19 protein-coding genes and 1 tRNA gene are annotated in these 20,113 nt (G+C 69.3%); 10 read left to right on the top strand and 10 right to left on the bottom strand.

Going from position 1 to position 20,113, the window contains the following annotated elements:
* The first annotated feature begins 146 nt into the window (after positions 1–146).
* Positions 147–2,093 carry a TonB-dependent receptor plug domain-containing protein gene (locus ACVFYP_RS03205; RefSeq protein WP_499198676.1) on the top strand — a complete coding sequence of 649 codons (1,947 nt, stop codon included), beginning with the start codon at positions 147–149 and terminating at the stop codon, positions 2,091–2,093.
* Between the two features lie 30 nt (positions 2,094–2,123).
* On the opposite strand, the gene ACVFYP_RS03200 is transcribed toward ACVFYP_RS03205, so the two are convergent.
* On the bottom strand, positions 2,124–3,536 hold the full coding sequence (locus ACVFYP_RS03200; protein ID WP_499198675.1) for an alpha,alpha-trehalose-phosphate synthase (UDP-forming): 1,413 nt from the start codon (positions 3,534–3,536) through the stop codon (positions 2,124–2,126).
* Positions 3,533–4,261, bottom strand: a complete 729-nt coding sequence (otsB, locus tag ACVFYP_RS03195) for a trehalose-phosphatase (protein ID WP_499198674.1) — start codon at positions 4,259–4,261, stop codon at positions 3,533–3,535. The genes ACVFYP_RS03200 and otsB overlap by 4 nt, the downstream gene beginning before the upstream one ends.
* A 123-nt stretch (positions 4,262–4,384) precedes the next feature.
* Between otsB and ACVFYP_RS03190 the strand changes: the two genes are divergently transcribed.
* Both ACVFYP_RS03190 and ACVFYP_RS03185 read left to right on the top strand, forming a co-directional pair.
* Positions 4,385–4,783, top strand: coding sequence for a cupin domain-containing protein (locus ACVFYP_RS03190; protein ID WP_499198673.1), 399 nt, complete (start codon positions 4,385–4,387; stop codon positions 4,781–4,783).
* A gap of 28 nt (positions 4,784–4,811) precedes the next feature.
* A tRNA-Leu gene (locus tag ACVFYP_RS03185) sits at positions 4,812–4,896 on the top strand.
* 19 nt (positions 4,897–4,915) lie between these two features.
* On the opposite strand, the gene ACVFYP_RS03180 is transcribed toward ACVFYP_RS03185, so the two are convergent.
* On the bottom strand, positions 4,916–6,091 hold the full coding sequence (locus ACVFYP_RS03180) for an FAD-dependent oxidoreductase (protein ID WP_499198672.1): 1,176 nt from the start codon (positions 6,089–6,091) through the stop codon (positions 4,916–4,918).
* Between the two features lie 154 nt (positions 6,092–6,245).
* Here ACVFYP_RS03180 and ACVFYP_RS03175 point away from each other — a divergent pair, with 154 nt between their 5' ends.
* Genes ACVFYP_RS03175 through ACVFYP_RS03160 form a run of 4 tightly spaced genes read left to right on the top strand, consistent with a single transcriptional unit; the run spans position 6,246 to position 10,007 of the window.
* Positions 6,246–7,160 carry a branched-chain amino acid ABC transporter permease gene (locus ACVFYP_RS03175; protein ID WP_499198671.1) on the top strand — a complete coding sequence of 305 codons (915 nt, stop codon included), beginning with the start codon at positions 6,246–6,248 and terminating at the stop codon, positions 7,158–7,160.
* Positions 7,157–8,455, top strand: coding sequence for a high-affinity branched-chain amino acid ABC transporter permease LivM (livM, locus tag ACVFYP_RS03170; RefSeq protein WP_499198670.1), 1,299 nt, complete (start codon positions 7,157–7,159; stop codon positions 8,453–8,455). The genes ACVFYP_RS03175 and livM overlap by 4 nt, the downstream gene beginning before the upstream one ends.
* The gene (locus ACVFYP_RS03165) at positions 8,452–9,288 is read left to right on the top strand and encodes an ABC transporter ATP-binding protein (RefSeq protein ID WP_499198669.1); all 837 of its coding nucleotides are present in this window, start codon (positions 8,452–8,454) and stop codon (positions 9,286–9,288) included. The genes livM and ACVFYP_RS03165 overlap by 4 nt, the downstream gene beginning before the upstream one ends.
* Positions 9,288–10,007, top strand: a complete 720-nt coding sequence (locus ACVFYP_RS03160; protein ID WP_499198668.1) for an ABC transporter ATP-binding protein — start codon at positions 9,288–9,290, stop codon at positions 10,005–10,007. Before ACVFYP_RS03165 ends, ACVFYP_RS03160 begins: the two co-directional genes overlap by 1 nt.
* Before the next feature lie 148 nt (positions 10,008–10,155).
* On the opposite strand, the gene gluQRS is transcribed toward ACVFYP_RS03160, so the two are convergent.
* A complete protein-coding gene (gene gluQRS, locus ACVFYP_RS03155) occupies positions 10,156–11,013 on the bottom strand; it encodes a tRNA glutamyl-Q(34) synthetase GluQRS (protein WP_499198667.1) in 858 nt (285 codons plus the stop codon).
* Positions 11,014–11,054: 41 nt separating this feature from the next.
* Here gluQRS and ACVFYP_RS03150 point away from each other — a divergent pair, with 41 nt between their 5' ends.
* Together ACVFYP_RS03150 and ACVFYP_RS03145 are read left to right on the top strand one after the other, a co-directional pair.
* Positions 11,055–11,708: an alpha/beta hydrolase gene (locus tag ACVFYP_RS03150; protein ID WP_499198666.1), complete on the top strand. Its 654-nt coding sequence runs from the start codon at positions 11,055–11,057 to the stop codon at positions 11,706–11,708.
* A gap of 153 nt (positions 11,709–11,861) precedes the next feature.
* Complete coding sequence (locus ACVFYP_RS03145) at positions 11,862–12,437, top strand: HNH endonuclease (protein ID WP_499198665.1); 576 nt, start codon at positions 11,862–11,864, stop codon at positions 12,435–12,437.
* Between the two features lie 4 nt (positions 12,438–12,441).
* Here the strand turns inward: ACVFYP_RS03145 and ACVFYP_RS03140 are convergent, their stop codons facing one another.
* On the bottom strand, positions 12,442–12,999 hold the full coding sequence (locus ACVFYP_RS03140; protein WP_499198664.1) for a demethoxyubiquinone hydroxylase family protein: 558 nt from the start codon (positions 12,997–12,999) through the stop codon (positions 12,442–12,444).
* Entirely contained in the window at positions 12,999–13,478 is a 480-nt protein-coding gene (locus ACVFYP_RS03135) for a disulfide bond formation protein B (RefSeq protein WP_499198663.1), read from the bottom strand. Before ACVFYP_RS03135 ends, ACVFYP_RS03140 begins: the two co-directional genes overlap by 1 nt.
* Positions 13,479–13,574: 96 nt before the next feature.
* On the opposite strand from ACVFYP_RS03135, the gene ACVFYP_RS03130 reads away from it, so the two are divergent.
* A complete protein-coding gene (locus tag ACVFYP_RS03130) occupies positions 13,575–14,201 on the top strand; it encodes a glutathione S-transferase family protein (protein WP_499198662.1) in 627 nt (208 codons plus the stop codon).
* Here ACVFYP_RS03130 and ACVFYP_RS03125 read toward each other — a convergent pair.
* The 4 genes from ACVFYP_RS03125 to metH form a co-directional block, all read right to left on the bottom strand.
* Positions 14,198–14,758, bottom strand: a complete 561-nt coding sequence (locus ACVFYP_RS03125; RefSeq protein ID WP_499198661.1) for a cob(I)yrinic acid a,c-diamide adenosyltransferase — start codon at positions 14,756–14,758, stop codon at positions 14,198–14,200. The two genes, ACVFYP_RS03130 and ACVFYP_RS03125, sit on opposite strands and share 4 nt — an antisense overlap.
* Positions 14,752–15,549 (bottom strand): energy transducer TonB, encoded by a 798-nt coding sequence (locus tag ACVFYP_RS03120; protein WP_499198660.1) that lies wholly within the window; start codon positions 15,547–15,549, stop codon positions 14,752–14,754. The genes ACVFYP_RS03125 and ACVFYP_RS03120 overlap by 7 nt, the downstream gene beginning before the upstream one ends.
* Before the next feature lie 41 nt (positions 15,550–15,590).
* Positions 15,591–16,478, bottom strand: a complete 888-nt coding sequence (locus ACVFYP_RS03115; RefSeq protein ID WP_499198659.1) for a cation diffusion facilitator family transporter — start codon at positions 16,476–16,478, stop codon at positions 15,591–15,593.
* 124 nt (positions 16,479–16,602) lie between these two features.
* Positions 16,603–20,103 (bottom strand): methionine synthase, encoded by a 3,501-nt coding sequence (metH, locus tag ACVFYP_RS03110; RefSeq protein ID WP_499198658.1) that lies wholly within the window; start codon positions 20,101–20,103, stop codon positions 16,603–16,605.
* Positions 20,104–20,113: the final 10 nt, after the last annotated feature.

The following is a 20,113-nucleotide window of genomic DNA, read 5'->3' as shown; positions in this document are numbered from 1 at the left end:
GTGCACCGGCGCAACGGAGCGACAGGCCAGAGGCGAAGACTCGCCCCTGTCCGCTCGTCTCCGCCGGCGGCGACGACGCCAGCCGCCTGGAGGCCCGCCAAGGGCTGTCAGGCATGTCGTCCGATCGCACGGAGGAACCGATGCGAATGAAGTCCATGAACCGGGCCGCGCCCCTCGCGCTCGCCCTGCCCCTGCTGCTGTCGGCGCCGAGCCTGGCGCAGCAGGCCATCTCCGAAACCATCGTCACCGCGACCCGCATCCCGACGGAGGCGGAACGTGTGCCGGCCGCCATCACGGTGCTGACCCGCGCGGATATCGAGGAACGCGGCTACCAGACCCTGGCGGAAGCCATGGCCACCGTGCCCGGCATGAACATGGTTCAGGGTGGTGGACTCGGCCAGCAGGCCAGCGTCTTCATCCGCGGCACCGCCTCCCGCCACGTTCTCGTCCTGCTGGATGGCGTGCCGGTGAACGATCCCTCGGAGGCCAATGGCGCCTTCAACTTCGGCAATGAGCTGCTGGGGGATATCGAGCGCATCGAGGTGGTGCGCGGCCCCGGCTCCGCCCTTTATGGCTCCGGCGCCATTGGTGGCGTCATCAACCTGGTGACCCGGCGCGCGCCGGCCGGCGTGCCGGTGCAGGTCTTCGGCGACATCGCCGGCGGCAGCCAGGGCACGGCGCGCGGCGCGCTGGGCGCGGCGGGTTCGCTCGGCCAGTGGAACTACCTGGTGATGGGCCAGGGCCTGACCACCCAGGGCAGCGACGCCACGCCGCGCCGCTTCCGCGCCGACACCAAGGAGACCGAGGCCCTGCGCGCCGGCGCCGGCACCGCCCGCTTCGGCTGGGCCGATGGCACCAGCATGGTGGAGGGCCTGCTGCGCTGGCGGGAGAACCAGCTCGACCTCGACAACATCCCGAATGACGACCCGAATTACGAGGGCAATGACCGCCGCTGGTTCGGCCAGTTGCGGAGCGAGACAAGCCTGTTCGACGGTGTCTGGACCACCGGGCTGCGCGCCGCGGTGACGGAGGATCGCCGCCGCTACATCAACCTGCCGGATGCGCGCAGCAGCGCCAGCACGGACGACCTGTATCACGGCCAGCGCCAGACCCTGGACTGGGGCAACCGGGTGCGGCTCGGCGATGTAGGCCCTCTCTCCATGGCCGGCCTCGCCTTTGGCGTGACGCATGAGCGGGAGAGTGTGGACGCCACCTCTGGCTCCCCGGGTTTTCGGACCGTCACCGATGCGCGGGCCAACAGCACCGCGCTGCATGCGGGCGTGCAGGCGCGACTGGGGGAGCGGCTCGACCTGTCGGCCGGGCTACGGCAGGACCTGGCGGAGGATTACGACGGCTATCTGTCCTGGCGCACCGGCGCCGTGCTGGCGGTGCCGGAGGTAGCCTCCCGCCTCCGTCTCTCGGCCGGCACCGCCTATAAGGCGCCGTCGCTGTACCAGCGCTTCGGCCGCATCGGGACCTTCTTCCAGGGCAATCCGAATCTGGAGCCGGAAACCTCCTTCGCCTGGGAGGCCGGCATCGACACCGACCTGCCGATCTTCGGCCGGCGCGATGGCGCCACAGTCGGCGTCACCTATTTCAACACCCGCACCCGCGACCTGATCAACTTCAACCGGGCCTTTTCCAGCCTGGAGAACGTCGAGAAGGCCAGCAGCCAGGGCGTGGAGATGGAGTTGCGGCTGCGCCCGGCGCGCTGGCTGGAAACGCGGCTGGCCTGGACCATCACCGATGCGCGGGACGAGACCACCGACGCGCCGCTGGCCCGCCGGCCGCGCAATGTGGTTTCCGCCGGGGCGCGGCTGTCGCCGGTCGATCGCCTGGTGATCGCGCCGGAGGTGCTGTTCACCGGCCCGTCGCCGGACACCGCCTCCTATGACGACAACGGCAACTTCCTGTCGGGCGTGCGCTACAACAAATCTGGCACGGTGCTGAACCTGACGGCATCGTACCGCGTGACCCCGGCCATCACCGCTTATGCCGAGGGCCGCAACCTGGGCAACAGCCGTTGGGAACCGGCGAACGGCTTTGTCACGCCGGGCCGCAGCCTGCTGGTGGGCACGCGCTTCGTCTTCTGAGGGTGACGGGGCGGGTCACCGCCCCGTTCGTCATTCCGCGCGCTTGCGCCTCGGCTTGCGGACCGGGGCCGGCTGGGCTTCCGCCTGGCCGGCATCGGCCACGGCCTCGGTCCCCTCCAGCGCCGAGAGGAAGCGGCGGCACCAGATGCTGGCCGTGCCGGCCTTCACACTGGCCCAGTTGCGGTTCCAGCGGTCCTGGCGCTCATCCGCCGGCATGTCCATCGCCGCGTCCAGCGCCTCCGCGATGTCATCCGGGTCGAGCGGGTTGACGATCAGCGCGCCGTCCAGCTCCACAGCCGCGCCGGCGAAGCGCGACAGCACCAGCACGCCGGGATCGGCCGGGTCCTGCGCCGCCACATATTCCTTGGCGACCAGGTTCATCCCATCCCGCAACGGCGTCACCAGCCCGATGCGCGCCATGCGCATGAAGCCGGCCAGCGTCGGCCGCGCCACGGCGCGGGTGATGTAGCGAATCGGCGCCCAGTCCGGCTCCGCCATCTGGCCGTTGATGCGCCCCACACCCTCATCCAATTCGCGCCGCAGGGCGCGGTACATCGCCACATCGCCGCGGCTGACGGGGGCCACCTGCAGGAAGGTGATCTTGCCGCGATGCCGCGGAAAGCGTTCCAGCATGGCGCCGAAGCCGGCGATGCGCTGCGGCAGGCCCTTGGTGTAATCCAGCCGGTCGATGCCGATGGCCAGCGACCTTCCGGCGAGCGAATCGCGCAGGCGCTGCACCTCCTTCGCGCTGGCGCGCTGGGTGGCGAGCTTGGCGAAGCCGGTGGCGTCGATGCCGATGGCGAAGGCACCAACCCGCAGTGCCACCTCCCCCTTGCCGATGGCGATCAGCGCGGCACGCAGATTCTCGGCATCGTCCTCGGTCTGGGTGCCGATGCAGTCCACCGCTTCCAGCGTCGCCAGCAGCGTCTCGGCATGCGGCAGGCCGTTGAAGACGGAGCGCGGGGGAAAGGGCACATGCAGGAAGAAGCCGATGCGCTGCTTGCAGCCCAGCGCCCGCAAATCCGCCGCCATCGGGAACAGGTGGAAATCGTGGATCCAGACCGTGTCATCCGGCTTCAGCAGCGGCGCCAGCGCGGCGGCGAAGGCGGCATTGGTGCGCTGGTAGCCGGCGAAATCGCGCCGGTCGAAGCGCGCGATGCCGAGGCGGTAGTGCAGCACCGGCCACAGCGCCGCATTCGAGAAACCCTGGTAGTAGTGCTTGTAGTCGTCATGGCCGAGATCGATGGTCGCATAGGTGGTGTTGCCATGCGGCACCAGCGTCGCCTCGGTGCCGGTCTTCGCCGCCGTCTTGCCGGACCAGCCGAACCACACCGCCTCCCGCTTCGCCAGCGCATCCTTCATCGCCACAGCGAGGCCGCCCGCGGTGGCGCCGGCCTCCTTCGGATCGGGCACGCGGTTGGCGACGATGACGAGGCGGCTCATGCCGCCACCCCGCGCGCGAATTGCGTATCGAGCAGCGCCAGCCAGTCCCGGAAACGCTGCGGCGTGCCAAAGCTGTCCTGAAGCCGCAGGCCGAGCCCGCCAACCTCGCGCGCCACCGCCATGCCGGCCTCATCCGTCACATCGTCGCCGATGAAGACCGGCACACGCCCCGCGAAGGGATCGCGGGCCATCAGATAGGCCACCGCGGTGCCCTTGGAGACGCCGCGCGGCGTCACTTCCCAGGCCATATGGGCCGGCAGCAGGGTGAAATTCTCGGGCGCCTCCGCGACCAGGGAGGTCAACAATGCCCCCGCCTCCGCCCCGGCGTCCGGCGCCTGGCGGTAATGCAGGACGAAACCATGCGCCTTGTCCTCGATGAAGGCCCCGGGAAAGCGCTCTGCGAACTCGCCCACCCTGGCGCGCCACGCGGCGGGTGGGGAGGTCAAGGCTAGCTGTTCCACCGCCCCATCCGGCACGGGCCGCAGCGCCGCGCCGTGATTGCCCGCCTTGGCGATGGCAATCGGCAGGAAATGGTCAAGCTCCGCCAGCGGGCGGCCGGAGACGATGGCGAGCGCGCCGCCGAGATGCGCGGAGAGCCGTTCCAGCAGGCCAGGCAGGTCAGGAGGGACGACGACGGCATCGGGCCGGGCGGCGATCTCCACCAGGGTTCCATCGAAATCGAGGAAGAGCGCCGCATTCGCGGGCGCTGTGGGGAAGTCTTGCATGCCGCTGTCTAGCACGATGCAGGCGTTTCGGTTCCTACCCACCCACGCGATCGTGAGGCGGGATGGCTGACGCCCGGCCTGGGCGTGATAGCTTCGGATGTCCGAAGAGGCAGGAGGAACCACATGTCCACATCGCCGCGCACGACCGTCAGCCATGCGGCGGAGGCCGCGTTCGAAACCGGGCTGCGCAGCTTCTTCGCCTATCGCGACCTGGGTGTACGCCAGGCCACCGGCGGCGCCTTCGGGGCGCATGTGATCCGCGCCGTGCCGGGCCAGGGGGCCGCACCGCAATGGCACAGCCACGCGCTGGGCTTCCAGCTTGTCTATGTGCTGCGCGGCTGGGTGACCTTCACCTATGAGGATATCGGCACGGTCACCTTCCACCCCGGCGATTCCGTGCTGCAGCCGCCCGGCATCCGCCATGTGGAGGTGGCGCATTCCGAGGATCTGGAGCTGCTGGAGATCATCAGCCCCGCCGAATTCGCCACGCGCGTGGAGACGCCCCCCGACAGTTTCCCCTGAGCGATTTTTCGGCTAGGCTGTGCGCCGCGCGGGCGTGGTGGAACTGGTAGACGCGCCGGACTCAAAATCCGGTTCCGAGAGGAGTGTCGGTTCGATTCCGACCGCCCGCACCACGTTGCCCCATTCAACGGCTCAGCCGCCGCCCCACACCCCCTCCTTCAGCCCGGCCAGTGTCAACAGCGCTTGGCGTTGCACCAGCGGTATGCGGCCGATCGGCCCGGCCAGCCGGTCCCGCAGCCAGGCCAGGCCCGGAATGTCGGACTGAAACACCGGCGTCAGCGCCCGGCTCGCCAAGCGGTAATAGGCCGTGCGGCGGCGTCGCGCCTTCCAATAGGCGGAGAGCCGCGCCGGAATCGGCTGGTCTTCGCGCAGCGCCTCGATCAGCGCCTTGGCGTCGCGCAGCGCTTGGGTCGTGCCCTGGCCGAGTTGCGGGCTGGTGCCATGCGCGGCGTCGCCCATCACCAGCAGGCGTCCGTCATGCGGCGGCGCAGCCCAGACGTCGCGATAGGTCGCGTGCTCGACATCGCCATGGGCAAGGCCGTGAAGCAGCGCCGCGGCCTCGGGCCAGGCGCGCGCCACCTCCGCCTGCCAGTGTACGAATGGGGAGGCCCGCCAGGCCGGCACCCGGTCGTTGCGGATGCTCCAATACAACGCGCCGAGCTGTTCGCCGCCGGCCGTGCCGATCGGCAGCACCCCCACCATCACCCCCGTACCCACGCAACGCTGCGTCAGCACGTCGAGCCGCCAGTCCGGCGGCAGCCGCACCGTGGCCCAGAGGCAGCCCCAGGGATAAAGCCGCGCCCGGTGCCCCGGCCGCCCGGCCCACAGGCTGGCATGGGTGCCGGCCGCCACGACCAGCAGATCGAAGCGCCGCGTCTCGCCATTGGCCAGCACCGCCAGCGCCGAATCCTCTCTCTGCTCCAGGCGCGCCACGGCGCAGCCCTGCCGCAGCACCGCTCCGGCATCGAGCGCGGCCTCCAGCAAGGCGGACCAGATGGCCGGCCGCGTCAGCCCCAGCCCATGCAGCCCGGGCGCCAGATCCTCATAATGCAGGTCGAGCAGCCGGGCGCCGCCCGGGGTGCGGCTGTCCAGATGGCGGATGCGGGCGCCCTGGGCGGTGACCGAGGGAAGCGCGCCCATCTCGTCCAGAATGGCGATGCCAGGCGGCTGCAACAGCAATCCGGCGCCTACCGGCCGGGCTCGCTCCGCCCGCTCCAGAACCTCCACAACATGGCCATCCCCGGCCAGCAGGGCCGCGCTTGCCAGGCCGCACAGGCCGGCGCCAACGATTCCAATGCGCAAGGCCAAGATCGCGTTCCCGTGAGGACAGTCCCGCCAGGATGGGCACGGCGCTTGCGCCGCAGCAAGGGCAGCCCCGCCGGCGGCCACCCAAAATCTCTTGCGAAGCCCCACGGCTTGCGTGACGGTCGGGATAACGGTGCCGCCGCAGAAGGAATCGGCCTTGGCCTATGCGCTCCAGCAGCTGATCAACGGCATCAGCCTCGGCATGATCTACGGGCTGATCGCGGTGGGCTACACCATGGTCTACGGCATCATCGGCATGATCAATTTCGCCCACGGCGACATCTTCATGGTGGGCGCCTTCGTGGCGCTGATCGCGATCACGCTGCTGACCTCCAGCGACCTGATGGGCGGGCCGGCGGCCATCATCCTGGTGCTGGCGATCTCCATGGTCTTCACCGCGCTCTATGGCTGGACGGTGGAGCGCGTCGCCTATCGCCCGCTGCGCGGCAGCTTTCGGCTGGCGCCGCTGATCTCGGCCATCGGCATGTCGATCGTGCTGCAGAACTTCGTGCAGGTCAGCCAGGGCGCCCGAGTGAAACCGCTGGAGCCGCAGATCCAGGGTGGGATCGAGCTGCTGCGGGATGGCAGCTTCGTGGTGCAGCTGTCCTACATGCAGATCCTCATCATCTGTTCCACCCTGGCGGTACTGGCGGTCTTTACCTGGCTGGTCACGCGAACAGCGCTGGGTCGGGCGATGCGGGCCTGTGAGCAGGACCGCAGGATGGCCGCCCTGCTGGGGATCAACACCGACCGCACCATCAGCCTGGCCTTTGTCATCGGTGCGTCGCTCGCCGCCGTGGCCGGCACGCTCTACCTGCTGCGCTATGGCATCGCCGATTTCTTCATGGGCTTCATCGTGGGCGTGAAGGCCTTCACCGCGGCGGTGCTGGGCGGCATCGGCAGCCTACCCGGCGCGGTGCTCGGCGGGCTGCTGATCGGCCTGATCGAGACCTTCTGGTCCGCCTATTTCTCCGTGCAATACAAGGATGTCGCGGCCTTCAGCATCCTGGTCCTGACCCTGATCTTCCTGCCCACCGGCCTGCTCGGCCGGCAGGAGGTCGAGAAGGTATGACGCCCTCCCCCATGGCGGGACGGCTCGGCGCGGCGCTGCTCGATGCGGCCAAGGCGATGCTGGTGGCCTTCGGCCTGTTCGTGGTGATGGTGGGGCTGCGCACCGATGTCAGCCCCAGCGGCGCGCTACTGCTGCGCAGCCGCTGGATGGATGTGGCGCTGCTCTGCGCCGCGGTCTTCGTGCTGCGGTTTGCCATGGCACTCTGGCCGCGGCCGCGCCTGCCGGCCGCCGGTTCCGCCCTGATGGGCACGGGGATTTCGCGCGCGGGGCTGCTGTTCGGGCCGGCGCTGCTGGCCCTGGCGCTGGTGCTGCCCTTCATCCCCGGCATCGGCCGCTATGAACTCGATCTTGGCATCCTGGTGCTGACCTATGTGATGCTCGGCTGGGGGCTGAACATCGTGGTCGGCCTCGCCGGGCTGCTGGACCTGGGCTACGTCGCCTTCTACGCGGTCGGTGCCTATTCCTACGCGCTGCTGGCCCAGTATTTTGGGCTGTCCTTCTGGATCTGCCTGCCGCTGGCGGGAATCCTGGCGGCCTTCTGGGGTGTGCTGCTGGGCTTTCCGGTGCTGCGGTTGCGTGGCGATTACCTGGCCATCGTCACGCTGGCCTTCGGCGAGATCATCCGCATCGTGCTGCTGAACTGGGTGAGCCTGACCGGCGGCCCCAATGGCATTTCCGGCATCCCGCGCCCGACCTTCTTCGGTCTGCCCTTCAGCATGTCCGGCGGCCCCGGCACCTTCGCCGGCTTCTTCGGGCTGGAGCCGAGCCCCACCCACCGCGTGATCTTCCTGTACTATCTGATCCTCGCCCTGGCCCTGCTGACCAACTGGGTCGCGCTGCGCATCCGCCGCCAGCCCATCGGCCGGGCGTGGGAGGCGCTGCGCGAGGATGAAATCGCCTGCCGGGCGCTCGGCATCAACATCACCGCCACGAAGCTGACCGCCTTCGCGCTGGGCGCCATGTTCGCGGGCTTCGCCGGCGCCTTCTTCGCCACCCGCCAGGCCTTCATCAGCCCGGAAAGCTTCACCTTCATCGAAAGCGCCATCATCCTGGCCATCGTCGTGCTGGGCGGCCTCGGCAGCCAGATCGGCATCGCGGTCGCCGCCATCGTCATGATCGGTGGGTTCGAGCTGTTTCGCGACCTGGACGAGTACCGGATGCTGGTCTTCGGCGCCGCCATGGTCATCATCATGGTGGCGCGCCCGCGCGGCCTGGTGGGTTCCCGCGCCCCGAGCGTGCTGCTGGGGGAGCGGCGGCGCATCGATGCGAGCCTCGTGGGCGAGGGCCGCGGATGAGCGTCGCAGTGGAGGAGGCAGGAAGCGAAATCCTGCGCGTCGAGGGGCTGACCATGCGCTTCGGCGGGCTGCTCGCCGTCGATGCGGTGGATTTCGCGGTCCAGCGCGGCAGCATCACCGCGCTGATCGGCCCGAACGGCGCCGGCAAGACCACCGTCTTCAACTGCATCACCGGCTTCTACCGCCCGACCGGCGGGCAGATCCGCCTGCGCCGCGCGGATGGCAGCATCGCCGAATTGCAGCGGCTGAAGGACCATCGCATCGCCCGCGCCGGCGTCGCCCGCACCTTCCAGAACATCCGGCTCTTCGCCGGCATGACGGTGCTGGAGAACCTGCTGATCGCCCAGCATCTGAAGCTGCAGAAGGCCACCGGCTTCGGCATCGGCGCCATGCTCGGCCTGTCCGGCTACAAGGCGGCGGAGGCCGAGGCGATCGCGAAAGCGGTGGACTGGCTGCGCGCCACCAACCTGCTGGATCGCGCCGATGACGCGGCTGGCGCCCTGCCCTATGGCGCCCAGCGCCGGCTGGAAATCGCCCGCGCCATGTGCACCGGCCCGGCGCTGCTCTGCCTGGATGAGCCGGCTGCCGGGCTGAACCCGCGTGAATCGGACGATCTGGCGAAACTGCTCGCCGCCATCCGCGACGGCACGGCCACCGCCAGCGCGCCGACCTCCGTGCTGCTGATCGAGCATGACATGGGCATCGTCATGCGCATCTCCGACCAGGTCGTGGTGCTCGACCACGGCCGGAAGATCGCCGAAGGGCCACCCGCCGCCGTGCGCAGCGACCGCCACGTCATCGCCGCCTATCTGGGCGAGGAGGAGGAGGCCTGATGCCCGGCACGATGCTGGAGGTGGAGGGGCTGGCCACCGGCTACGGCGCGGTGGAGGCGCTGAAGGGCGTGTCCCTGCATGTCGAGAAGGGCGAGATCGTCACGCTGATCGGCGCCAATGGCGCCGGCAAATCCACCCTGCTGATGAGCATCTGTGGCGATCCCCGCGCCCGCACCGGCCGGATCCTGCTGGACGGCCAGGACATCACCGCCAGGCCGACGCATGAGATCATGCGCAGCGGCGTCGCCCAATCGCCGGAGGGGCGGCGCATCTTCCCGCGCATGTCGGTGCTGGAAAACCTGATCCTCGGCGCGCAGGGCGCGGGGCAGGACCCGGCGCCGCAACTGCCCAAGGTATTTGCGCTGTTTCCGCGCCTGGAGGAGCGGCAGTCGCAGCGCGGCGGCACGCTTTCGGGCGGCGAGCAGCAGATGCTGGCCATCGGCCGCGCGCTGATGTCCCGCCCGCGCCTGCTGCTGCTGGACGAGCCCTCGCTCGGCCTCGCCCCGCTGATCTCCCGGCAGATTTTTGCGGCGATCCGCGCATTGAATGAGCAGGAGGGGCTGACCGTGCTGCTGGTGGAGCAGAACGCGAACCAGGCGCTGCGCCTGGCGCATCGCGGCTATGTGCTGGTGACCGGCCGCATCACCATGAGCGGCAGCGGCGCCGAACTGCTGGCCCGTCCGGAAATCCGCGACGCCTATCTGGGTGGCGGGCACTGAGTGCTGCCAAATCCCATTGATCGGAACCTGCTCCCGCCGAAGGCGGGCCAGCGGCCGAATGGCCGCCGCGCCAAGTGGCGCGCAGCCAAGCGCGCGGAGTCGCGCGCCGGCGATTGAGGCGGATCGGTCACGATCCGCGGATTTGATATCAGTCCGGCCACCCCGCCATGGCCCGCACCTCCGCCGGGCTGGCGCCCTGGCGGCGTAGGTCGCGCAGCGTCGGCGCGCCATCCCGCTTCGCCAGGCGCCGTCCGGAGGCATCCGTCAGCAGGGCGTGATGCGCATAGGCAGGCTCCGGCCAGCCCATGAGATGCTGCAACAGCCGATGCAGATCGGTCGCCGGCAGCAGGTCCGCCCCGCGCGTCACCAGCGTCACGCCATCCCGCGCATCATCATGGGTGACGCAGAGATGGTAGCTGGCCGGCACCTCCTTCCGCGCCAGCACCACATCGCCGAAGCGGCCCGGATCGCAGCGCAGGCGGCCCTTTCCCGCCTCCTCGAAATCCAGCGGCGCCTCCAGCCCAGCCAAAGCGCGGCCCATATCCAGGCGCAGCGCATGCGGCGCCCCCGCCGCCAGCCGGCGTTGCCGCGCATCGTCCGTCAGCCGCCGGCAGGTGCCGGGGTAGAGCGGGCCGTCCGGGCCATGCGGCGCGGCCGCGCTGCCGGCGATCTCCCGCGCGATGTCGCCACGGCTGCAAAAGCAGGGATAGAGCAGCCCCCGCCCGGCCAGCGAATCCAGGGTCACCCTGTAATCGGCCATGTGCCGCGACTGCACCCGTACCGGCCCGTCCCAGTCGAGGCCGAGCCAGGCCAGATCCTCGAAAACCGCCTCGGTGAATTCCGGCCGGCAGCGGGTGGCGTCGATATCCTCGATCCGCAGCAGGAAGCGCCCGCCGCCGGCCCGCGCGCGGCGCCACCCCGCCAGGGCGGAATGGGCATGGCCCAGATGCAGGAAACCCGTCGGGCTGGGCGCGAAGCGGGTGACGAGGGGCCGAGGCGCGGTCATCCTGCCCCGGCGTAGCGGACGATCGGCAGAGGGAGCAAGCGATGGCGGATGGATGGGATGGGCCGCGCTGGGGTCCCGCCTCGGGCGGTGCCCCGCGCAAGCTGGTGGTGTTGCTGCATGGCGTCGGCGCCGATGGCTTCGACCTGATCGACCTCGCCCCCGGCTGGGGCAAGGCGGTGCCGGAGGCGCTGTTCATCGCCCCGCATGCGCCGGAGCCCTGCGACATGGCCCCCTATGGAAGGCAATGGTTCAGCCTGCAGGATCGCAGCCCGGCCATGATGCGCGCCGGGGCGGAGGCCGCCACCGCCTGGCTGCGCCCGCATGTGGAGGCGGAACTGGCGCGCCTCGGCCTGACCTCCCGCGACCTGGCGCTGGCGGGGTTCAGCCAGGGGGCGATGATGGCCCTGCAGGCGGGGCTGTCCTGGCCCGGCCGCTGCGCCGCCATCCTGGCCTATGCCGGCGCGCTGCTCGCCCCCGACTCGCTGCCCAATGGAGGCCCGCCCATCCTGCTGGTGCATGGCGAGGCCGATGAGGTGGTGCCCGCCGCCGCCAGTCGCCGCGCCGAACAGGCGCTGCGCGCGGCGGGGCTGACGGTGGAGGCGGTCTACCGACCGGGCCTGGCGCATGGCATCGACGAGGTCGGCATCAGCCTGGGCGCGCTCGCCTTGCAGCGCGAATTGGCGGGCGGCGCATGACCGCCGCGTGAAACCTGAAAAACCGGCGGTTGCGCCTGCGGGGCGGCCCTGGCATGAAGGTCCGGTCAACGCGGCGCTGCCACAGAATATGGGGCTTTGCTAACGTTTGTGGCCCCAGGGCTGGGTATGTGTCGCCATTCATAGGAGTGGCGCTTGCCTGACGGCGGACACTTCCAGATCGGCCAGTCCTTTCCCGCGCTCGTGCTGAACGCGGATTTCCGGCCACTGTCGTATTTCCCCCTCTCGGTCTGGGCCTGGCAGGATGCTGTAAAGGCTGTCTTCCTGGACCGCGTCTCGGTTCTGTCGGAATATGAGGCCTCGGTCCATTCGCCGAGCATGACCATGCGCCTGCCGAGCGTGATCGCGCTGAAGGACTATATCCCGGCGGCGCGCCGCCCGGCGTTCACACGCTTCAACGTGTTCCTGCGCGACAGCTTCGAATGCCAGTATTGCGGCGAGGGACGCCCGACGCCAGAACTGACCTTCGACCATGTGATCCCCCGCAGCCGCGGCGGCCGCACCACCTGGGAAAACGTCATCACCGCCTGCGGCCCCTGCAACCTGCGCAAGGGCAACAAGCTGCCGCGCGAATGCCGGATGTTTCCGCGCCAGGAGCCACGCCAGCCCACCAGCTGGGAATTGCAGGAAAACGGCCGGTCCTTCCCGCCCAACTACCTGCATGAAAGCTGGCGCGACTATCTGTACTGGGACAGCGAACTGGAGAGCTGAGCTCTCAAACCCTCTCGCTGACCTTGATCGCCACCTTGCAGCCCGCCTTGATGGCGGCGCTCAGCAGCTTGTAGGCCGGCGCCAGCTCCGCCTCATTCTCCAGCCCGATGTCGCGGTGTTCCAGCTCCTCCTGCCGGAAGCGCTCGATATCGCCGCGCAGCGCAGCCTCATCCTCGCCGAGGGTGTCGAGCTGCGCGCGGTAATGCTCGTCGATCGCCTCCTCCACCGCCACGGTGCAGGCCATGGCGCCGCGATGGCCCAGCAGGGCGGTGGCCGCACCCAGCGCGAAGCCGGCCACGTGCCAGATCGGCAGCAGGGCCGTCGGCCGCACCCGGCGTTCCCCGATCAGCCGGGTGAAGGTGTCCAGATGCACCTGTTCCTGCGCCTTCATATGCTCCAGCACCGGCCCGTATTTGGTCCGGCCGAGCACGGCGAGCTGGCCCTCATAGATCCGCTTGGCGCCGTATTCGCCGGCGTGGTCCACCCGGATGGTCCGGGCCAGATAGTCGCGCGGGGTCGGGTCGCCCGGCAGGCGGCCCTCGGCGGTCTCGCGATTCGGCATCACACCCTCCCTGAACGTCCGGCCTGGCGCCACGTCCAGCCGGCAAGCAGCAGGGCATAGATCAGGTTCATCGTCGCGACGGAAAGGGGCAGGCCCGGAATCAGATAGGCGGGCTCGTCGCAGGGCTTGCTCGGCAGCGGCGTCAGGCTGGCCATCAGGTCATCGACGCTGACCCCGCTGCCGACACTCGGCGCCAGGCAGGCCGGCAAGGGCGAGGGCCACCAGCCCTGCTCCACGCCCACATGCAGCGCGGCGATGGCGCCGGAGACGGCTACGGCCACGGCCGCCGCGCGCAGCATCCAGACGCGCCAGGGCGGCGGCAGCAGCCCGGCCAGCAGCGCCAGCACCGCCGCCACCCAATAGGGCCAGCGCTGCCAGAGGCAGAGCGCACAGGGAGCCAATCCGGGCCAGCGCTCGAAGCCCATGGCCATCAGGGGGGCGGCGGCGGCCAGGGCCGCGACCAGGAAGGAGGCGTTCATCGTGTCGCATTCATCGGCCAGCCCGCGCCGAACGGCAACTGGACCCCCTGTGCCCCGCGCCTTAACGTGCCGCGCAGACCGGAGGGGAAGACCAAAATGCTGCGCATCTGGGGCCGCGCCAATTCGTCCAATGTCATGAAGGTGCTGTGGCTGTGCGAGGAGCTCGGCCTGCCCTTCGAACGCATCGACGCCGGCGGCGCCTTCGGCCGGACGCGGGAGCCCGACTACCTGGCCAAGAACCCCAATGCCCTGGTCCCCACCATCGAGGAGCCGGATGGCTTCGTGCTGTGGGAAAGCAACGCCATCCTGCGCTACCTGGCGCGCAGCAAGACGCCGGGCAACCCGATCTATCCGTCGGACCTGCGGCTGGCGGCCGATTGCGACCGCTGGATGGACTGGCAGCTCGGCACGCTGAACCGGCCGATGACAACGGTCTTCTTCACCTATGTCCGCATCCCCGAGGCGGATCGCGACTGGCCCGCCACCCACAAGGCGCGCGCCGAGGCCGAGCAGCTCTGGGCCATGCTGGACCGGCACCTGACGGGGCGTCCCTTCATCACCGGGGACGACTTCACCCTGGCCGACATCGCGCTGGGCATCTACGCGCATCGCTGGTTCGTCATGCCGATTGAGCGGGCCCCGATGCCGGCGCTGGAGGCCTGGTATCAGCGCCTGCTCACCCGCCCCGGCTGCGCCAAATACGCCTCCGGGCCTCTGAGTTAGCGACTGGCGCCGGGGGTCCAGGGGATATCCCCCGCGCCGTTAGCGTTCAGCCGGCGCGACAGCACGAACAGGTGGTCCGACAGGCGGTTGAGGTAGCGGACCACGGCGGGATTCACCGCCTCCTCCGCCGCCAGCGCCACCACGTCGCGTTCCGCCCGGCGCGTGATGGTGCGGGCCAGATGGGCATGGGCGGCGCCGGGGGTGCCGCCGGGCAATACGAAGCTGCGCAAGGGCGGGATCGGCCGGTTCATCTCGGCCAGCTCCGTCTCCAGCCGCAGGCATTGGTGGTCGGTCACCCGCAGCCGGCCCTCCCCGGTGCCGGGCACGCAGAGATCGGCCCCCAGATCGAACAGGTCGTTCTGGATGCGCGCCAGCATCGCATCCGCCGCCGCATCGCCCCCCAGATGCAGACGCAGCAGGCCGATCGCGGCATTCGCCTCATCCACCGTGCCATAGGCCGCCACGCGCAGGGCATCCTTGCGGACCCGCGTGCCATCGCCGAGCGAGGTTTCCCCCGCATCGCCGCCACGGGTCATGATCACGTCCAACCTTACCATCTACGGTCTCCTTCGAGCTGGAAGGTGATGCCGATGGAGGTGGAGGAAAAGACCGGCACGCCATCGCGCATCGCCGGCTCGAACCGCCAGCGCCGCACCGCCTGCATCGCCGCCTGATCCAAGGCGGGATAGCCGGCCGAACGCAGCACCCGGACATCGGTGACACCGCCGATGGTGTCGATTTCCAGCCGCAACGTCACCTGGCCCTGCTCATTCCGAATCCGGCTGGCATAGGGGTATTCGGGCGGCGGGTTGGCGGCGCCGCCGAGCTGGCGCGGCGGCACCACGGCGCCGGAGACCTCGCCCGACCCGCTGGCCATCGGCGGCGTCGTGGCCGCCGCGCCATCGGCAGCGGGAGCGCCAGGCGCTTCGCGGGCCGGCGGCGCGGCGGCGGCCCGCGGCGGTGGGCGCGGCGCGGGTGGTGGTGGCGGTGGCGCCGAGGGCGGTGGCGGGGGCAGAGCCTCCGCTTCGGCCTGCGCAGGCTCCGCAGGCGTCGGCTCGGGCGGCGCGACGGGGGGCGGCTCCGGTGCGGTGGGCTCGGGCGCAGGTGGCTCCGGCATCGGGGGGCTGACGGGTGGTGGCGGCGCGGGGGGTTCCGGCGGCGGAGGCTCCCTGGCCGCCTCGCTGGACCCGGCCGAATCGGCCGCATCGCCAGCGCCGGGTGACGGCTCGGCCCAGACCAGCGCCACCTGCTGTTCCGCCGCCGCCGGCAGGGGTTCACGCTGCATCATCAGCGCTGCCAGCACGGCGGCCGCATGCAGCAGCCCCGACAGCGCCAGCCATAACGGCACCCGCCACTGCCGGCGCCGGCGACGCGACCGCGCGGCGCGCGTCACAGCACCAGGACGCCCTGATGCTTGGCCTTGCCCTCCGGCTCCACATGGATGGTGATGACGGCGGTGTCGAGCTGCGCCTTCAGGGCGCCTTCGATGCGGTCGCAGATGGCATGCGCCTCCGTCACCGTCATGTCGCCCGGCACCACCAGATGGAATTCGACGAAGGTGTAGCGACCGGACCGGCGGGTACGCAGGTCATGCGCCTCGATCGCGCCCACGGCATGGGTCGCGACCAGGCTGCGGATCTGGCCGAGTTCCTCGGCCGGCGCAGCCTCGTCCATAAGGCCGCCGAAGGATTCGCGCATCAGCCGCCAGCCGGAGAACAGGATGTTCACCGCCGTCAGCGCCGCCATCAGGGGGTCGATCCAGGGCACCCCGGTCAGCGCCACCAGCGCCACCCCCAGCAACACGCCGCCGGAGGTGATGACATCCGACAGCAGGTGGCGCGCATCCGCCAGCAAAGCGGGCGATCGGGCGGCGCGGCCGCGCTTGAACAGCGCCGCCGCCCAGGCGCCATTGATGGCGGTCGCGATGCCCGAGACCACCAGACCGGCCACCGCCTGTTCCAGCAGGCGCGGCGTCAACCAGGCCTGCCAGGCCTCGTGCAGGATCAGCAAGGCGGCGACGCAGATCAGCACCCCTTCCAGCACCGCCGAGAAATACTCGGCCTTGGCATGGCCATAGGGGTGGTCGGCATCGGGCGGCTTGGCGGAAACGCGAATGGCGGCCAGCGCGGCAAGGGCAGCGGCGACATTCACCACGCTCTCCAGCGCATCGGCGAACAGCGCAACGCTGCCGGTCAGCCACCAGGCGCCGGTCTTCAGCCCCAGCACCAGCAGCGCGATGCCCACGCTGGCCAGGGCGAAGTTCGCGACTCGGGTCATCCGGGTCGGCCCTCAGGCACAGCGGGGGCTGGGGATATGGCAATCAGGCGCACCGAACCGCTCTCCGCTGGATCGCCCGCTTGATGCCCCGCCAGCCCCCCGCCCCGCAACCTCCCAGCGCCGCTCAGACCGAGAAGTACTTGGCCCGAGGATGATGCAGCACGATGGCGCTGGTCGACTGTTCCGGATGCAGCTGCCACTCGTCGGAAATGGATACGCCGATCCGCTCCGCATCCAGCAGCTTCAGCAGGGGCTCCTGGTCCTCCAGCTTCGGGCAGGCCGGGTAGCCGAAGGAATAGCGGCCGCCGCGATAGGATTGCTGCAGCATCTTGTCCATGTCGCGGTCATCCTCCCCGGCATAGCCGAGTTCGGCGCGGATGCGCTTATGGACGTATTCCGCCATCGCCTCCGCCATCTCCACCGACAGGCCATGCAGGTACAGGTAGTCCTGGTAGCGGTTGTCCTCGAACCATTCGCGCGCAATGTCGGACGCCTTCTGGCCGACGGTCACCACCTGCATGCCGATCACGTCGCGGGATTGCGGCCCCTCGTCGATGTCGCGGACGAAGTCGGCGATGCATTCGCCGTCCGGCTTCGGCTGGCGCGGCAGGTTGAAGCGGCAGACCTCCGTCACGCCGTCCTCCGCGAACAGCACCAGATCGTTGCCCTGGCCAGCGCATTTCCAATAGCCGTAGATCGCCTGCGGCTTCAGGATCTTCTGCTCCTCCGCCAGCGCCAGCATGCGCTTCAGCACGGGGCGCAATTCCTGCTTGGCCCAGCCCAGGAAATCCTCCAGCGACCGTCCGGCCTTCCGGAAGCCCCACTGGAATTGGTACAGGCTGCGCTCGTTGATGAAGGGGATGATCGCCTTCGGCGGCGCCTCCACCACCCGCGCACCCCAGAAGGGCGGCACCGGCACTGGGCTTTCCGCGGAGACGCGGCGGCGGCGTTCCTGCGCATAGCCGAGATCGACCGGCGCGAAGCCGCGCGGATCGGCCTGGCCGAGGGTGCGCTTCTCGTTCTTCGCCTTGCCCACGCGCTTGGCCTGCAAGGCCTGGAGGTAGTCCTCGAAGCCATTGCCCATCACCTTGTCCATCAGGTGCAGGCCATCGAAGGCATCCCGCGCATAGGCCACGCGCCCGCAGGCATAGGCCTTCACGCAGTCATCCTCGACATAGTTGCGGGTCAGCGCGGCGCCGCCGAGCATCACGGGAATGTCGATGCCCTGGCGGCTCATCTCCTCCAGATTCTCGCGCATCACCACGGTGGATTTCACCAGCAGGCCGGACATGCCGATGGCATTGGCCCGGTGTTCCTTCGCCGCGGCGACGATGTCGATCAGCGGCACCTTGATGCCGAGATTGACGACCTTGTAGCCGTTATTGGTCAGGATGATGTCGACCAGGTTCTTGCCGATGTCATGCACATCGCCCTTCACCGTGCCGAGCACGATCGTGCCCTTCTCCTGCCCTTCGACCTTCTCCATGAAGGGTTCGAGATAGGCGACGGCGGCCTTCATCGTCTCCGCGCTTTGCAGCACGAAGGGCAGCTGCATCTTGCCGGCGCCGAACAGCTCCCCCACCACCTTCATGCCGTCCAGCAGCACGTCATTGATGATGGAGAGCGGCGTATTGCCCTGGTCGAGCGCGACCTGAAGCTCTTCGCCGAGGCCCTTGCGATCGCCATCGACGATGCGGTCCTTCAGCCGGCCTTCGACGGTTTCGGCGCGGGCCTTCTTGACGTTGTCCGCCGCCTTACGGCCGGAGAAGATCTCCAGCACCTTCTGCAAGGGGTCGTAGCCTTCGCGGCGGCGGTCGAAGATCAGATCCTCCACCACCTCCACCTCCTCCGGCGGAATCTGGTGCAGGGGCTTGATCTTGGAGACGTGGACGATGGCGCCGGTCATGCCGGCCTTCACCGCATGATCCAGGAACACGCTGTTGAGAACGTGCCGGGCGGCCGGGTTCAGGCCGAAGGAAATATTGGACAGGCCGAGGATGATCTGGATGTCCGGGAATTTCTCCCGGATCATGCGGATGCCTTCCAGCGTCCAGAGGCCGAGCTTGCGGTCGTCCTCATTACCCGTGGCGATGGTGAAGGTCAGCGGGTCGATCAGCAGGTCGGATTGCGCCAGGCCGTATTTGTTGCAGGCGAAGTCCACCAGCCGCTCCGCGATGCGCAGCTTGTCCTCCGCCGTCTTCGCCATGCCGACCTCGTCGATGGTCAAGGCAATGACGGCGGCACCGAACTTCTTCGCCAGCTTCAGGCGGTCATGCGCCGCTTCCTCGCCATCCTCGAAGTTGATCGAGTTGATGATCGGCTTGCCGCCATGCAGCTTCAGCGCGGCCTCGATCACCGGCGTCTCGGTCGAGTCAATGACGAGGGGTGAATTCACGCTGCTGGTGAAGCGGCGGATGACCTCGTTCATCTCCTCCATCTCATTGCGGCCGACAAAGGCGGTGCAGACATCGAGGCTGTTGGAGCCTTCGGCCACCTGTTCGCGCCCGATGGCGACGCAGCCATCCCAGTCATGCGCCTCCTGCCGCTGGCGCCACAGCTTGGAGCCATTGGCGTTGCAGCGCTCGCCGATCGAGAAGTAGCTGTTCTCCTGCCGCAGGGAGGTCGCGCCATAGAGGCTGGCGACGGAGGGCACCCAGACCGGCTTGCGCGGCACGGGCGCCGGGCGATGGCGCGCGCCACCCAGCTTGCGCAGCAGCCCGTCCAGCGCCTGGATATGCGGCGTGGAGGTGCCGCAGCAGCCGCCGATCAGGTTCAGCCCATCCTCCAGCACGAAGCGTTCCATCCAGCTCGCCAGGTCCTGCGGGCTCAACGGGTAATGGGTCTTGCCGTCCACCAGCTCCGGCAGGCCGGCATTGGGCTGCACGCTGATGAAGCCGGGCCAGTTCTGCGACAGCCAGCGCACATGCTCCGCCATCTCCTGCGGGCCCGTCGCGCAGTTCAGGCCGATCAGCGGCACGTCCAGGGAATGCACCACGGTCGTGGCGGCGGCGATGTCGGGGCCGACCAGCAGCGTGCCGGTGGTCTCCACCGTCACCTGCACGAAGATCGGGATATCCGACTTCGCCCGGGCGCGGGCGATCTTGGCGGCGTTCACCGCGGCCTTGATGAACAGCGTGTCCTGGTTGGTCTCGGTCAGCAGCGCATCGGCACCGCCGGCGATCAGCCCCTCGCATTGCAGGACCAGCGCGGCTTCCAGCGCGTCGTAGCTGATATTGCCCAGGCTCGGCAGCTTGGTGCCCGGGCCGATATCGCCGATCACCCAGCGGTGGCGGCCATCCGCAAAACTCTCCGCCGCTTCCCGCGCCAGCTCCACCGAGAGCTTGTTGATCTCGAAGGCCTTGTCCTCCAGCTCGAACTCCCCGAGCGTGACGGGGGAGCCACCAAAGCTGTTGGTCAGCACCATGTCGGCGCCGGCCTCGTAATAGCCGCGGTGGATTTCACGGACGAGGTCGGGGCGCGAGAGGTTCAGGACCTCGGTGCAGTTCTCCTTCCCCCAAAAGTCCTTGTCGGTGTCGAGCGTCAGCGCCTGGACGCGGCTGCCCATGCCACCGTCACAGAGCAGCACCTGGTCCTTGAGGGCGTCGAGAAGATGCGGGCGGGACATGGAGAATGAA

Source organism: Roseomonas sp. F4, from assembly GCF_053891155.1.
The sequence above is the reverse complement of the archived record's forward strand: the minus strand, read 5'-3'. Positions and strand labels throughout refer to the sequence as shown.